Annotated in this window: 6 protein-coding genes; 5 read left to right on the plus strand and 1 reads right to left on the minus strand. The window is 74.0% G+C overall.

Annotated elements, in window-relative coordinates:
- Positions 1–8,390, minus strand: an 8,390-nt coding sequence (locus ACWDEW_RS46810; RefSeq protein ID WP_450522183.1) for an SDR family NAD(P)-dependent oxidoreductase, incomplete at its 3' end; no start/stop codon positions are given.
- Positions 8,391–8,617: 227 nt separating this feature from the next.
- Between ACWDEW_RS46810 and ACWDEW_RS46815 the strand changes: the two genes are divergently transcribed.
- The 5 genes from ACWDEW_RS46815 to ACWDEW_RS46835 are packed head-to-tail and all read left to right on the plus strand — an operon-like array spanning position 8,618 to position 15,260.
- A complete protein-coding gene (locus ACWDEW_RS46815) occupies positions 8,618–10,273 on the plus strand; it encodes an ABC transporter substrate-binding protein (RefSeq protein WP_450522185.1) in 1,656 nt (551 codons plus the stop codon).
- The gene (locus ACWDEW_RS46820) at positions 10,270–11,217 is read left to right on the plus strand and encodes an ABC transporter permease (protein WP_450522187.1); all 948 of its coding nucleotides are present in this window, start codon (positions 10,270–10,272) and stop codon (positions 11,215–11,217) included. Before ACWDEW_RS46815 ends, ACWDEW_RS46820 begins: the two co-directional genes overlap by 4 nt.
- Entirely contained in the window at positions 11,214–12,440 is a 1,227-nt protein-coding gene (locus ACWDEW_RS46825) for an amidohydrolase family protein (protein WP_450522189.1), read from the plus strand. The genes ACWDEW_RS46820 and ACWDEW_RS46825 overlap by 4 nt, the downstream gene beginning before the upstream one ends.
- Positions 12,437–13,336 carry an ABC transporter permease gene (locus tag ACWDEW_RS46830; protein ID WP_450522191.1) on the plus strand — a complete coding sequence of 300 codons (900 nt, stop codon included), beginning with the start codon at positions 12,437–12,439 and terminating at the stop codon, positions 13,334–13,336. The genes ACWDEW_RS46825 and ACWDEW_RS46830 overlap by 4 nt, the downstream gene beginning before the upstream one ends.
- Complete coding sequence (locus tag ACWDEW_RS46835; protein WP_450522192.1) at positions 13,323–15,260, plus strand: dipeptide ABC transporter ATP-binding protein; 1,938 nt, start codon at positions 13,323–13,325, stop codon at positions 15,258–15,260. Before ACWDEW_RS46830 ends, ACWDEW_RS46835 begins: the two co-directional genes overlap by 14 nt.
- Positions 15,261–15,278 lie beyond the last annotated feature (18 nt).

Consider the following 15,278-nt stretch of genomic DNA (forward strand, 5'->3'; position numbering starts at 1 on the left):
ACCTCACCAACAGACAGCGCCACCGACACCATCCCGCCACGACCCGCCAACCCAGTAATAGCGCGGCTCCGCAACGCCACCACCCGAGCGCCATCCTCCAAACTCAGCGCACCCGCCACCACCGCCGCCGCGATCTCACCCTGCGAATGCCCCACCACCGCATCCGGCACCACCCCATGCGAACGCCACAACGCAGCCAACGACACCATCACCGCCCACAACGCCGGCTGCACCACATCCACCCGCTCCAACGACGCCGCACCCTCCACACCGTCCAACACATCCAGCAACGACCAGTCCGTATACGACGACAACGCCACCGCACACTCCACCAACCGCTCCCGAAACACCGGCGACGCCCCACTCAAACCACGCGCCATCCCCACCCACTGCGACCCCTGCCCCGGAAACACCAACACGGTCTTTCCGGATGTCGCCCGGCCGGTGACGAGGTGCGGGGCTTCGGTGCCGGTGGCAAGCGCGGTGAGGCCGTCCAGGAGCCGGTCGCGGTCGTCTCCGACGACCACCGCGCGGTGCTCGAACAAGGTGCGGGTGGTGGCGAGCGCGTGTCCCACGCCGACCGGGGAGAGTTCCGGGCCGGCGGCCAGGGCCGCCGTCCGCAGCCGTACGGCCTGGTCCCGCAGCGCCTCCGGGGTACGGGCCGACAGCACCCACGGCACGGGCTGCCGCTCGTCCGGCACGGTCTCCGCCGCGGGTTGCGGCGCCGGGGCTTCCTCCAGGACGACATGGGCGTTGGTACCGCTGATCCCGAAGGACGACACGGCCGCCCGGCGGGTCCGCCCGGTGCCGCGTTCCCAGGCCCGGGGGCGGCTCAGCAGCCGCACCGCGCCCTCGCCCCAGTCCACGTGGGGGGTCGGCTCGTCGGCGTGCAGGGTCATCGGCAGTTGTTCGTGCTCCAGCGCCAGGACGACCTTGATCACCCCGCCCACGCCCGCCGCACCGAGCGTGTGCCCGACGTTGGACTTCAACGAGCCCAGCCACAGCGGCTGTTCGGGCGAATGCTCCTGACCGTAGGTGGCCAGCAAAGCCTGCGCCTCGATCGGGTCACCCAGTGTCGTACCGGTCCCGTGCGCCTCGACCGCGTCCACGTCCGCCGCGTTCAACCCCGCGTTCGCGAGAGCCTGCCGGATGACCCGCTCCTGTGAGGGACCGTTGGGCGCGGTGAGCCCGTTGCTCGCACCGTCCTGGTTCACCGCGGAGCCGCGTACGACGGCGAGCACCCGGTGCCCGTTGCGGTGTGCGTCGGACAGCCGTTCCACGAGCAGCATGCCGACGCCCTCGCCCCAGCCCGTGCCGTCGGCGTCGGCGGAGAACGCCTTGCAGCGGCCGTCCGCGGACAGGGCGCGCTGGCGGCTGAATTCCACGAAGTTCGCGGGTCCGGCCATGATGGTCGCGCCGCCGACCAGGGCCAGCGAGCACTCGCCCGACCGCAGGGCCTGCCCCGCCAGGTGCAGCGCCACCAGCGACGAGGAGCATGCCGTGTCGACCGTCACCGCCGGGCCCTCCAGGCCCAGGGAGTACGCGATCCGGCCCGAGGCGACGCTCGTGGTGTTGCCGCTGGACAGATAGCCTTCGAGTCCTTCGGGGACCTTTCCGAGGCGGGTGACGTAGTCGCCCGCGATCACACCGGCGAAGACCCCGGTGTCGCTGGCCCGCAGTGTTGTCGGTTCGATACCGGCCCGCTCCAGTGCCTCCCAGGCGGTCTCCAGCAGCAGCCGCTGCTGCGGGTCCATGGCGAGTGCCTCGCGCGGGTTGATGCCGAAGAACTCGGCGTCGAAGCCGTCGACGCCCTGGATGAAGCCGCCCCGCCGGGTGTACGAGGTGCCCGGGCTCTGCGGGTCCGGGTCGTACAGCGCGTCGATGTCCCAGCCCCGGTCGCCGGGGAAGTCCCCGATGGTGTCGGTGCCGTCGGCGAGCACTCGCCACAGTCCCTCCGGGGTGGTCACCCCGCCGGGGAAGCGGCAGGCCATCCCGATGATCGCGAGGGCGTCGCCGTCCGTTCCCACTCCGGTGGCGGTCTGCGGACCGCGGGCGGCGGCCTCCTCGCCCCGGCCCAGCAGGCCCGCCCGCAGTTCGGCGGCGAGCGCCGCGGGGGTCGGGTGGTCGAAGACGAGGGTCGCGGGGAGCCGCAGCCCGGTGGTGGTGTTGAGGCGGTTGCGGAGTTCGACGGCGGACAGTGAGTCGAAGCCCAGTTCCTTGAAGGCGCGTCGCGGGTCGATGGTGTCGCCGCCGCCGCGCCCGAGGACGGCCGCCACCTCGGTGCGTACGAGGTCGAGCAGGAGCTCCTTCCGTTCCGGCTCGGAAAGGGCCGCCAACCGCTGTTGCAGGGCCATGGCGCCGCCGGGTGCGCCGCCGCCCGCCGCCCGCCGGGTGGGGGTGCGGACGAGGGAGCGCAGTACGGCGGGCAGTTCGTCGTCGGCGGCGCGTGCCCGCAGTGCCGCGGTGTCGACGCGTACGGGTACGAGGTCGGCCCGGTCGTGGCCGAGGGCGGCGTCCAGGGCGGCGAGGCCCTGTGCGGCGGTGAGGGCGGGGAGGCCGGACGCGGCGATCCGGTCCAGTCCGGCCCGGCCGATGCCGCCGGCCATGCCGTCGGGGAGTCCCCACAGGCTCCAGGCGAGGGAGGTGGCGGGCAGGCCCTGTGCGCGGCGGTGGCGGGCGAGGGCGTCCAGATGGGCGTTGGCCGCGGCGTAGTTGGCCTGGCCGGGGTTGCCGAGGGTGCCCGCAATGGAGGAGTACAGCACGAACGCGGCGAGATCGAGCCCACGGGTCAGGTCGTGCAGGTGCCGGGCGGCGTCGGCCTTGGGGCGCAGTACGGCGTCGACGCGCTCGGGGGTGAGCGCCGTCAGCAGGCCGTCGTCCAGGGTGCCCGCGGTGTGGAACACGGCCGTCAGCGGGTGCTCGGCGGGCACCGAGGCCAGCAGGGCGGTGAGCGCGTCCCGGTCGGAGACGTCGCAGGGCGCCCAGGTCACCTCGGCGCCGAGTTCGGCGAGTTCGGCCGTCAGCTCGGCCGCGTGCGGGGCGTCCGCCCCCCGGCGGGCGGCGAGCAGGAGGTGTTTGGCGCCGTGTTGGGCCGCGAGGTGGCGGGCGGTGACGGCGGCGAGGGCGCCGCTGCCGCCGGTGATCAGGACGGTGCCGTCGGGGTCGGGTGCGTGTGTCAGCGTCAGGACGACCTTGCCGGTGTGGCGGGCCTGGCCGAGGTGGCGGAACGCCTCGCGGGCATGGCGTATGTCCCACGCGGTGACCGGGAGGGGGGTGAGGGTGCCGTTCGCGAAGAGAGTGCCGAGTTCGCCGAGGATCTCCTGGATCCGGTCGGGGCCCGCCTCGCTCATGTCGAACGCCCGGTAGGCGACGTCCTGGTGGTCCCGGGCCACCTGCCCGGCGTCCCTGATGTCGGCCTTGCCCATCTCCAGGAACCGGCCGCCGCGCGGCAGCAGTCGCAGGGACGCGTCGACGAACTCCCCGGCGAGGGAGTCGAGTACGACGTCGACGCCCCGGCCGTGCGTCGCGCGCAGCAGCCGCTCCTCGAAGTCGAGTGTGCGCGAGCCGGCGAGGTGGGCGTCGTCGAAGCCCAGGTCGCGCAGTGTCTGCCACTTCCCGGCGCTGGCGGTGCCGTAGACCTCGGCTCCCAGGTGGCGGGCGAGTTGTACGGCGGCCATGCCGACGCCGCCGGCCGCCGCGTGCACCAGCAGGGACTCGTCGGCCCGCAGTCCGCCCAGGTCGACGAGCGCGTAGTAGGCGGTGAGGAAGACAACGGGGGTGGCGGCGGCCTGGGCGAACGACCAGCCGTCCGGGATCGTGGTGAGTGTGCGGTGGTCGGCGACGGCGACGGGTCCGGCGCCGTCGGCGAACAGGCCCATCACCCGGTCCCCGGGGGCGAGCCGGGTCACTCCGGGTCCGGTCTCCAGGACCACTCCCGCGCCTTCGCCGCCCATGGGGGCCTCGCCCGGGTAGCTGCCGAGGGCGATGAGCACATCGCGGAAGTTGACGCCCACGGCGCGTACGCCGACCCGTACCTGGCCGGCGGTGAGGGGTGCCGCGGCATCGGGGGCGGGGAGCAGGGCGACGTTCTCCAGGGTGCCCTTGCCGGTCGTCCCCAGGCGCCATGCGTCGGTGTCGTCCGGTGGCACGAGGGCCTCGTCGGAGGCGGCCCTGAGCAGGCGGTTGGCGTACAGCACGCCCTGTCGTACGGCGAGTTGGGGTTCGTCGGCGGCGAGGGCGGCGAGCACCGCGCGGTGGGTGGCGTCGACGTGGTCGGGGGCGAGATCGGCGTCGAGGTCGAGCAGGGTGAACCGGCCCGGGTGCTCGGACTGGGCGGAGCGTACGAGTCCCCACAGGGCGGCGCCCGCCAGGTCGGGGACGTCCTCGCCGGTGCCGACGCCCGCGGCGCCGGCGGTGACCACGACCAGCCGCGAGTCGGCGAACCGTTCGTCGGCGAGCCAGTCGTGCAGGGTCCCCAGCAGCTGCCGGGTGGCGTCATGCATGGCTGTCACCGGGTCCGGCCCGGCCTGCGGCAGGCACGGCAGGAACACCACGCCGGGTGCGTCGCCGTCGGGGCCGGGGTGCGCGACCGGGTGGCCGAGGGCCGCCGCCGTCGCGGGGCCAAGCTCGCCGAGTACGGCCGTGCGGGGCGGGTCGGCCGGGGCGGTGTCGGTGGGCAGCGGTGTCCACCCGAGTCGGTACAGCAGGTTGGCGCCGTCGGCCCGCCCTGCGGCGAGCCTGCCGGTCGATGTCTGACGGAGTGTCAGCTCCTCGACGGAGACCACGGCCGCGCCGGACTCGTCCGTCGCCCGGACCGTCACGGTGTCGGCGGCCGGGTGGGTGAGATGGACGCGCAGCGTGGTGGCCTCGGTGGCGTGCAGCGTGATGCCGGTCCACGAGAAGGGCACGCGGAGCGGGAGTTCACCTCCGGACGCCTCGGAGTCCGCGAGGGCCGTGGCCAGCAGCGGGTGCAGCGCGGCGTCCAGCAGGGCCGGGTGGACGGTGTGCCCGGCCGGGTCGGTGCCCTCGGGCAGCGCGATCACGGCGTGCAGGGTCCCGTCAGCGGTGCGCCACAGCTCGCGCAGCCCCTGGAAGGCCGGGCCGTACGTGTAGCCGTGGGCGGCCAACCGCTCGTACACCCCGTCCAGTTCCAGCCGGGTGGCCCCCGGCGGCGGCCAGGCGTCCGGGACGCCGGAGGGGTCGGGGACCGGTGCGCCGGGGGCCAGCGTGCCGGTGGCGTGCCGGGTCCATGCGGCGGGGTCGGCGTCGGCGTCGGAGGGCTCGGGGCGCGAGTGCACCGACACCGGCCGGCGCCCGCCGTCGTCCGGCGGGCCGACCGCGACCTGGAGCTGCACGGGGCTCTGCCGGTCGAGGACGAGGGGCATCTCGATGGTGAGGTCCTCGACGGCGGCGAGACCGGTGCGGCTCGCGGCGTGCAGCGCCAGGTCCACGAACCCGGTGCCGGGCAGCAGGACCGTGCCGCCGACGGCGTGGTCCGCCAGCCACGGGTGACCGGCCAGGGTCAGCCGGCCGGAGAGCACCAACTGACCGGTGTCGGCGAGGTCGACGGACGCGCCGAGCAGGACATGGCCCGGTGCAGCGAGCCCGGCCGAGGCCACATCGGTGGTCCCGGTGCCCGTGAGCCAGAAGCGGTCGCGCCGGAAGGCGTACGTCGGCAGGTCGCCGGGGTCGGCGGCGGGACCGCCGGCGGGCAGGTGGGCGGACCAGTCGACGGCGTGACCGCGGACGTGGACCCGGGCCAGCGCGGAGAGCAGGCCGACCGGCTCGGGCTCCTTGTCGCGCAGGGTGTGGGCGAAGGCGGCGGTGTCCGGGTCCTCGACGCACTGCTGGGCCAGCGAGGTGAGGACGGGGGCGGGACCCAACTCGACATAGCCGGTGACGCCGGACGCCTCCAGGGCCCGTACGCCGTCCAGGAAGCGGACCGGGCGCCGGATGTGCTGGACCCAGTACTCCGGGTCGGTGAGCTGTCCCGGCAGGACGGGCGCGCCGGTGACGTTGGAGACGACCACGATCCGGGGTTCGTGGTAGGTGAGGCCTGTCGCGACCTGGCGGAACTCCTCCAGCACCGCGTCCATGTGCGGGGAGTGGAAGGCGTGGCTGACCCGCAGCCGGCTGGTCCTGCGGCCGGTGGCGGCGAAGCGGGCGGCGATCTCCTCGACGGCCCCGGCGTCGCCGGACAGTACGGTGGAGGTGGGGCTGTTGAGCCCGGCGATCGCGACTCCGGTGCCCTCGCCCACGTACGGCAGGACCTCGTCCTCGGACGCCTCGACCGCGATCATGGCGCCGTCGGAGCGCGCGGACTCCATCAGCCGGCCGCGGGCGGCGACCAGGGTGCTGGCGTCGGCGAGGCCGAGGACCCCGGCGACATGGGCGGCGGCCAGCTCGCCGACGGAGTGACCGATCAGCGCGTCCGGTACGACCCCGTAGTACTCCAGCAGCCGGTACAGGGCGACCTGTACCGCGAACAGGCCCGCCTGGGCGAACCGGGTGCCGTGCAGCGCCCGCGCCCCGGGAGTTCCGTCCGCCGCGAACAGCACCTCGCGCAGTGGGCGCGGCAGTTGGCCGTCCAGGTGCCCGCACACCTCGTCCAGCGCACTGCGGAAGACGGGGAACGTCTCGTACAACTCGCGGCCCATGCCGACCCGTTGGCTGCCCTGTCCGGTGAACAGGAAAGCGGTACGGCCCGGTTCCTCGGCCGCCCGGCCGGTGACCGCACCCGTCGCGGTGCGCCCGTCGGCCAGATCGTCGAGCAGGCGCAGCAGTTCGTCCCGGTTCCGGCCGACGGCCACGGCGCGGTGTTCCAGCGGGGTACGGGAGGCGGCCAGTGTCCGCCCCACCGCCGCCGGGTCCAGCTCGGGGCGTGCGTCCGCGAACTCCCGCAGCCGCCGGGCCTGTTGCCTCAGTGCCTCGGTGCTGCGGGCGGACAGGAGCCACGGCACGGCGGGAGGCCTGTCCGCCGCTTCCCGCGGGGCTTCCTCGGGTGCGGGCGGCTCCTCGATCACCACATGCGCGTTGGTGCCGCTGAGCCCGAAGGAGGACACCGCCGCCCGGCGCGGCCTTGTCGCGTCGGGCGTCCAGGGCTGCTCCTCGGTCAGCAGCCGTACGCTGCCCTCTCCCCAGTCCACGTGCGGGGTGGGCGCGTCGATGTGCAGTGTGCGCGGCAGGACCCCGTGCCGCAGGGCCATGGCGATCTTGATGACGCTGCCGATCCCGGCGGCGGCCTGGGTGTGGCCCACGTTCGACTTCAACGAGCCGAGCCACAGCGGCCGTTGGGGTGTGTGCTCCTTTCCGTAGGCGGCGATCAGGGCCTGGGCCTCGATGGGGTCGCCGAGTTTGGTTCCCGTGCCGTGACCTTCCACGGCGTCGACGTCGCCGGGGTTCAGTCCGGCGTCGGCCAGTGCCTGGCGGATCACCCGTTCCTGCGACGGTCCGTTCGGCGCCGTGAGTCCGTTGCTCGCGCCGTCCTGGTTGACCGCCGTGCCGCGGATCACCGCCAGGACCGGGTGGCCGTTGCGCCGCGCGTCGGACAGCCGCTCGACCAGGACCAGGCCGGCTCCCTCGGCGAAGCCGGTGCCGTCCGCGCCCGCCGCGAAGGCCCGGCAGCGGCCGTCCGGCGACAGCCCGCGCTGCCTGCTGAACTCGACGAAGAGCCGGGGTGCCGCCATCACCGTCACACCGCCCGCGAGGGCGAGGGAGCACTCGCCCCTGCGCAGCGCCCGTACCGCGAGGTCCAGCGCCACCAGTGAGGAAGAGCAGGCGGTGTCGACCGTCAGGGCCGGGCCCTCCAGGCCGAAGGTGTAGGCGATGCGTCCCGAGGCGACGCTGGTGACGATGCCGGCGCCCAGATAGCCCTCGACCTCGGGCGGCACCTCACGCAGCGCGGGCGCGTAGTCCTGGGCGATCGCACCGATGTACACGCCGCTGTCGCTGCCGCGCAGCGACAGCGGATCGATGCCGGCGCGTTCCAGGGTCTCCCAGGCGATCTCCAGCAGCACCCGCTGCTGCGGGTCCATGGCGAGTGCCTCGCGCGGGCTGATCTCGAAGAAGTCGGCGTCGAACTCGTCGGCGTCGTGGAGGAATCCGCCCCGCCGGGCGTAGGTCCTGCCGGTGGCCGCAGGGTCGGGGTCGTAGAGGCCCTCCACGTCCCAGCCGCGGTTGCCGGGGAACTCCCCCACCGCGTCGGCACCGTCCGCCACCGCACGCCACAACTCGTCCGGCGAGGTCACGCCACCCGGGTACCGGCAGGCCGCCGCGACGATGGCGATCGGCTCGTGCTCCCGGGCCTCGGCGTCGCGCAGACGGTGCCGGGTCTGGTGCAGGTCGGTCGTCACACGCTTCAGATAGTCGCGGAGCTTGTCCTCTTGTCCCATGGAAAGCCATCCCTCGATTCCGACGCGCAGCCACACAGGTGCCGCCACCGTCGCGGCCGGGACTTAGCGCGCTCTTGCCACGCGCTAAAGCCCGCCCGGCGGGCAGCGCCCCTTTAGCGGGCCTTTAGAACCGTGGACGAAAGTTCGACCGGGACGCGCCCGGGGTGCTCCGCCGGGTCGCTCCGCATGCCCTGATCCCTGGTGAAACCCGCACAAGGAGACGGCCCTTGCTCATCACGACTCGGCCCCCGGCCCACCGGGCGCCCGCACTGCTCGCCGCTCTGTCCCTGCTGGCGGGGGTCGGTCTCACCGCGTGTTCCTCAAGCTCCGGCAGCGCCACGGGCGGGGCCGGAGCCGCGAGTTCGGCACTGACGTTCGCCGCCGACTCCGAACCCGCGTGCGTGGACCCGGCGGTCAGCCCGCGGGACGTGACGGCGCTCATCGACCGCAACATCTTCGACTCGCTGGTGAACGACACCCCCGACGGAACCATCAAGCCGTGGCTCGCCAAGAGCTGGACGGTGTCGGGCGACGGCAAGACCTATGTCTTCCACCTCCGCACCGGCGTGCGGTTCCACGACGGCACCGCGCTGGACGCGACCGCCGTCAAGGCGACTCTCGACCACGCCGTCGACCCGAAGACCAAGTCCACTTATGCGGCCGGGCTGTTGAGCGCGTACAAGTCGTCGACCGCCGTCGACGCCTCGACGGTGAAGGTCAGCCTCTCCCGCCCGGACTCCGCGCTGCTCCAGTCGCTCAGCACCGCCTTTCTCGGCATCCAGTCCGCCAAGGCACTGCGCAGATCGGCGGCCCAGTTGTGCGGCGCGCCCATCGGTTCGGGGCCGTTCGAGTTCGTGAGCTGGACCAAGAAGCAGAGCATGGTGCTGAAGCAGAACCCGGCGTACGACTGGGGCCCGCCGTCCGCGCGGCACACCGGTCCGGCGCATCTGAAGACCCTGACGATCCGCTTCATCGAGGAGAACACCGTCCGGGTCGGCGCGCTGAACAGCGGCGAGGTGGATGTCGTCGGCGGGCTGCCGGCACCGAACATCAAGAGCCTCCAGAAGGCCTCCCGTATCCAGGTGCTGAGCGCGCAGGCGCCCGGCGGGGTCTACAGCCTGCACTTCAATCCCGCGCCCGGCGGGCCGCTGGCCGACAAGCGGGTACGGACCGCGCTGCTGCGGTCGGTGGACCTGACCCAGCTCGTCAAGTCGGTCGACTTCGGGGCGTACGACCGCGCCTGGAGCGAGCTGGGCCCGCGCACCCCGGGCTACGACGCCTCGATGCAGGGCAGTTGGCCCTACGACCCGGCCCTGGCCAACCAGCTGCTGGACCAGGCCGGCTGGACGCAGCGCGACTCGGCCGGCTACCGGGTGCGCGACGGCAAGGAGCTGACGCTCCGCTGGCCGTACGTGGCCGCGATCCTGCGTGAGCAGCGGGACGTCCTGGGCCAGGGCATCGTGGCGCAGGCGAAGAAGGTGGGCATCCGGATCAACCGGGTCGCGATGGATGTCGGCACCTACTCCCAGGACGTCTTCGCGGGCAAGGCGGAGATCTGGGACGCCAGCAACGTACGCGCCGATCCGGACATCCTGCGGACCCTGTTCGCCTCGGACCAGACGCTGGACAAGGGGGGACTGAACGTCTTCCGGGTCAAGGACCCGCAGATCGACGCGTGGTTGCGGGCCGGCTCCACCGCCACCGACCCGGCGGCGCGGGCCGCGGACTATGTGAAGGTGCAGCGGCGGCTGCGCGACCTGGCGCTGGACATGCCCGTCTATGTGCCCACGTATTACGTCGGCGCCGCGAAGAAGGTGCACGGGCTGGCCTTCGAGGCCGCCGCGTACCCGCTCTTCTACGACGTGTCGGTGGGCGGCGCGTGAGCCGGCCGGGGTGGGGTGCGGCGCGCTGGTTCGCGCGCCGGCTGGCGCTGTCGGTGCTGGTGCTGCTCGGCTCCGCCACGGCCGCGTTCATCGCGGTGCGGTTGACGCCGGGCGACCCGGTACGGGTCATCCTCGGCGGGACGACGGCGACACCGCAGGCCGTGGCGCAGGTGCGGCACGACCTGGGGACCGACCGTCCGCTGGTCGTGCAGTACGGCCTGTTCCTCGGTCGGCTGCTCCGTGGCGATCTGGGGATGTCGTACCAACTCCAGGACACGGTCGGCCATGTGATCGGCAGTCAGCTGTGGGCGACGGTCGAGCTGGCGGTGACCGCGTTCACGCTCGCGTTCGTGGTGGCGCTGCTGCTGGCCGTCTCCACGGCGGGCCGGTGGCCGCTGATGCGGCGGGCGTCGACCGTGGTGGAGCTGGTGCTCAGCTCCAGCCCCAGCTTCTGGGTGGGGGTGACGCTGCTGACGGTGTTCTCCTTCCACTGGCATGTGTTCCCGGCGGCGGGCGGCAATGGTCCGGCCGGCCTGGTGCTGCCGGCCGTCACCCTCGCGGCGGCGCTCGTCGGGGTGTTCGCGCAGGTCATGCGGGCGGGCGTGGAGCGGGCGCTGGAGGAGCCGTTCGTGCTCAGCGCCCGCGCCCGCGGTTCCGGCGAGAGCGCGGTGCGCTTCCGGCACGCGCTGCGGCACGCGCTGATTCCCATGGTCACCCTCTCCGGGTGGGTGGTGGGCAGCCTGTTCAGCGGGGCTGTCGTGGTGGAGACCGTCTTCAGCCGCCAGGGCATCGGCCGGGTGCTGGCCACCGCGATCCAAGGGCGTGACTTCCCCGTGGTCACCGGGGTGGTCGTGGTGAGCACGCTGCTGTTCGTCGTCGTCAGTCTGCTCGTGGACTGGCTGTACCGGGTGATCGATCCCCGGCTGAAGGAGGCATACGCATGACGTCGCGGATCTACGCCGCCGGTCTGCTGCTGTACGGGCCGGCGGGGCGGACGCTGGTGGACGGGGCCGTGCTGGTCGACGGGAGCGCCATCGCGGACGTCGGGCCCCGCGCGGAGGTCGTCGCCCGCGCGGCCCCCGGCACCCCGGTGGCCGACTTCCCCGGGGCCGTCCTGCTGCCCGGCCTGATCGACACCCATGTCCATCTGTCGTTCGACGCCGGGCCCGACCCCGTGGCGGCCCTGCTGGCCGGCGACGACCGGACGCTGCCGTTCTCCGTCGCCGGGCGGGCCCGGCTGATGCTCGACCACGGGGTCACGACCGTACGGGACCTCGGTGACCGGGACGGGGTGGTGGCCGCGCTGCGGGACGCCGTCGACCGGGGCCTGCTCGTCGGCCCCCGGGTCCTGTCGGCGGGCTCCCCCGTCACCATCCCCGGCGGGCACTGCTGGTTCCTCGGCGGGGAGGCGAAGGGCACCGACGGGATCCGGGCGGTGATCCGACGGAATGTCGCGGCCGGCGCCGACTGGATCAAGGTGATGGCCACCGGCGGCACCCTGACGCCCGACGGTCCCGCGCCCGCCGAACCGCAGTTCACCACGGCGGAGTTGACGTTCGCCGTCCAGGAGGCGCACAGCGCGGGCAGGCGCGTCGCGGCCCATGTGCACGGGGCGGCGGGGGTGGAGGCCGCGCTGGACGCCGGGGTCGACACCCTGGAGCACTGCTCGTTCATCGCCGCGGGCGGAACCGGGGCCGGCCCGGAGGAGCGGCCCGACCTGGTCGACCGGATCGCCGCCACCGGAACCTATGTCTGCCCCACGTACAGCGGTTCGCTGGATCTCGCCGCCCGCAGTATCGGCCCCGAGCGGATGCGTCCCTGGCTCGATGTGGCGCTCCATCAGCACGAGCGCGGGGTGCGGCTGGTGGCGGGCACCGACGCGGGCATCCGGGGAGCCGGGTTCGACGACTACGCGACCGGCCTGGAGTGGTTCGGCCGCGCCGGGCTCCCGGCGGACGTGGTGCTGGAGATGGCGACGAGCCGGGCCGCCGAGGCGCTGGGGCTCGGCGATCGCACCGGAAGGCTGGCGGCCGGCCTCGACGCGGACCTGGTGCTCGTCGACGGAGATCCGCGGGCCGATCTGTCGGTGCTGCGCTCCCCCGCCCTGGTCGTCACCCGGGGCCGGCCCCATCTGCCGCCCGCGGCGGCAGAACGGGGGCTGGGATGAGCACGACCGGTGACCTCGCGGCCGTCGGAGGGGCCGTCGGGAAAGGCGGTGTGGCCGGGCGGCTGCGGCCCGGCCGGTGGGCGGTCCGCCCGGCGGTGGCGGTGGCCTGGGCCGTATTGGCGCTGATCGCCGTGGCCGCGCTGTGGCCCGGGCTGCTCGCGGGGCAGGCGCCCGACGCGGCCGACGCGCTGAACCCCCTCGCCCGCCCCGGGTCCGCCCACTGGTTCGGCACCGACCAGTTGGGGCAGGACGTGTACAGCCGGGTCGTGCACGGCGCCCGCTACTCGCTCGCCGGGGGCCTGGGGGCGACCGCGGTGGCGGTGCTCGTCGGATCGCTGCTGGGGGTGCTCGCGGCGACCTCCGGACGGGCCGTCGACGAGCTGGTGATGCGGGTCACCGACATCCTGCTCGCCTTCCCCGGGCTGCTGCTGGCGCTGCTGGTGGTGGCCGTCCTGGGCCCCGGCACCGTCAACTCGACGCTCGCCATCAGCGTCTCCATGGTGCCCGGCTTCGTCCGGCTGGCCCGGGGCCAGGCGCTGGTGATCCGCCATTCCGACTATGTCCAGGCGGCCCGGGTGCTGGGCAGGTCCCGTACGAGTGTCCTGCTGCGCCATCTGCTGCCCAACGCCCTGCCGCCGCTGCTGGTGCTGGCCACCGTGGGCATCGGCTCGGCCATCATCGCCGGGTCCTCGCTCAGCTTCCTCGGACTCGGCCCGCAGCCCCCTGCCCCGGAGTGGGGCGCCATGCTCGCGCAGGGCCGGGACCTGCTGGACATCTCCTGGGCGCCCGCCGTGTTCCCCGGGGCCGCCATCACCCTCACCGTGCTGGCCGTGAACGTCGTCGGACGTGATCTGCAACGCCGTTTCGAAGGAAGGCCCGCCGATGGCAGACGCTGATCCACCCCCTACGTTGCTCACCGTCGACGGGCTGCGCATCGGGTTCGGCACCCGTCAGGGCCGGGTCGAGGCCGTCCGGGGCATCGGCTTCACGCTGGCCGCCGGAGAGTGCCTGGCCGTCGTCGGCGAGTCCGGCTCCGGCAAGAGCGTCACCGCCCGGGCGCTGGTGGGCCTCAACGGCCCCGGCGCGTCGGTGCGGGCCGACACCCTGGAGCTGGAGGGCGAGGATCTCCGCTCCCTCGGCAACCGCCGGTGGCGGGGGATCCGGGGCAGCCGCATCGGGCTGGTCCTCCAGGACGCGCTGGTCTCCCTCGATCCGCTGCGGCGGGTGGAGGCGGAGATCGCCGAGGCGCTGCGCAACCACCGGCCGGACTCCCGGAGGCGGGTGCGGGAGACGGTCCTGGAGCTGCTGAAGGAGGTCGGGATGCCGGAGCCGCCGGTCCAGGCCCGGCAGTATCCGCACGAACTGTCCGGCGGACTGCGGCAACGGGCGCTGATCGCGTCCGCGATCGCGGCCGGACCCCGGGTGCTGGTCGCGGACGAGCCGACGACGGCGTTGGACGTCACGGTCCAGGCACGTGTCCTGGACCTGCTCGCCACCCGCAAGGCGGCGGGTACCGGGGTGCTGCTGATCAGCCACGACCTGGCGGTGGTGGCCCGGCTGGCGGACCGGGTCGCGGTGATGTACCGGGGCCGGTTCGTGGAGGAGGGCACCGTCGAGGAGGTGCTGCGCACACCCCGGCACCCGTACACCAGGGAGCTCCTGGCCGCCGTCCCCGCGGCGGCCACCCGGCGGACCCGGCTCAGCGCCCCCGCCCGGCTCGCGCCCGGCGCACCGGAGGACGAGCACGGTTGCGCCTACGCGCCCCGCTGCCCCCTGGTGGCCGACGAGTGCCTTGCCGTGGTCCCCGGCCCGGTACGGGTCGGCGGCGCCGGAGGAGGGCACACCGCACGGTGCCTGCGCACCGGCGAGCCGTGGCCGGAGCCCGCCGCCCGCACCGTCAGGGCCGCCGCCCGGGACCGTGAACCGGCGGGACGGGGCGAGCCGGTACCGCCGGTGCTGGAGGTGCACGGCCTGGCCAAGGCGTTCCGGGGGCCGGACGGGGTGGTCCGGGACGCGGCCCGGGACGTGTCGTTCTCACTGCCCGTCGGGCGGACCCTGGGGGTGCTGGGCGAGTCCGGCTCCGGCAAGACCACCGTCGCCCGGATGGTCCTCGGGCTGCTCGAACCCGACGCGGGCGAGGTGCGGCTGGCCGGTCTTCCCTGGTCGGGCGTGCCGGAACGGCTGCGGCGGGAGCGGCGCCGGAGGGTGCAGCTGGTCCAGCAGGACCCGTTCAGCTCGTTCGACCCGCGCTACACGGCGGAGCGCGTGGTGGGCGAGGCCCTGGGCTCACCCGGTGGCCGGTCGGTGCGCGCGAACCGGGAGCGGATCCTGGAACTGTTCGGCCTCGTCGGCCTGGACCCGGAGCTGATGCGGCGCAGACCCCGGCAGCTGTCCGGCGGGCAGCGGCAGCGGGTGGCGCTCGCCCGTGCCCTGGCGACCGGTCCCGATCTGATCGTGTGCGACGAGCCGGTGTCGGCCCTCGATGTGTCGGTGCAGGCGCAGATCCTCGATCTGCTGGCCGATCTCCAGGACCGGCTGGGGCTGTCGCTCCTGTTCATCTCGCACGACCTCGGGGTGATCCGGCACATCAGCGACGAGGTCATCGTCATGCGGGGCGGCCGGGTCGTGGAGGCCGGTCCCGCCGAGGAGCTGTTCGCGCGCCCCCGTCATCCGTACACCCGGGCGCTGCTCACCGCGCTCCCCCGGCCCGAGGACGCCTGGCGGCGGCCGGCTCCCGTCCCGGACGCGGAGTCCGCCGAGGAGTCCGCCGAAGCACGATCCTGGCGCGACTTTAGCGGCACCACCGAGCATCCGGTCTGACGACCGATCTCATTCGGC

It is taken from the genome of Streptomyces sp. NPDC001100 (assembly GCF_053598575.1).

What these genes read in the sequence shown, in the direction of transcription:
- ACWDEW_RS46825 (WP_450522189.1), top strand. Translation starts at nt 11,214, where the DNA reads ATGACGTCGCGGATCTACGCCGCCGGTCTGCTGCTGTACGGGCCGGCG.
- ACWDEW_RS46830 (WP_450522191.1), top strand. Translation starts at nt 12,437, where the DNA reads ATGAGCACGACCGGTGACCTCGCGGCCGTCGGAGGGGCCGTCGGGAAA.
- ACWDEW_RS46835 (WP_450522192.1), top strand. Translation starts at nt 13,323, where the DNA reads ATGGCAGACGCTGATCCACCCCCTACGTTGCTCACCGTCGACGGGCTG.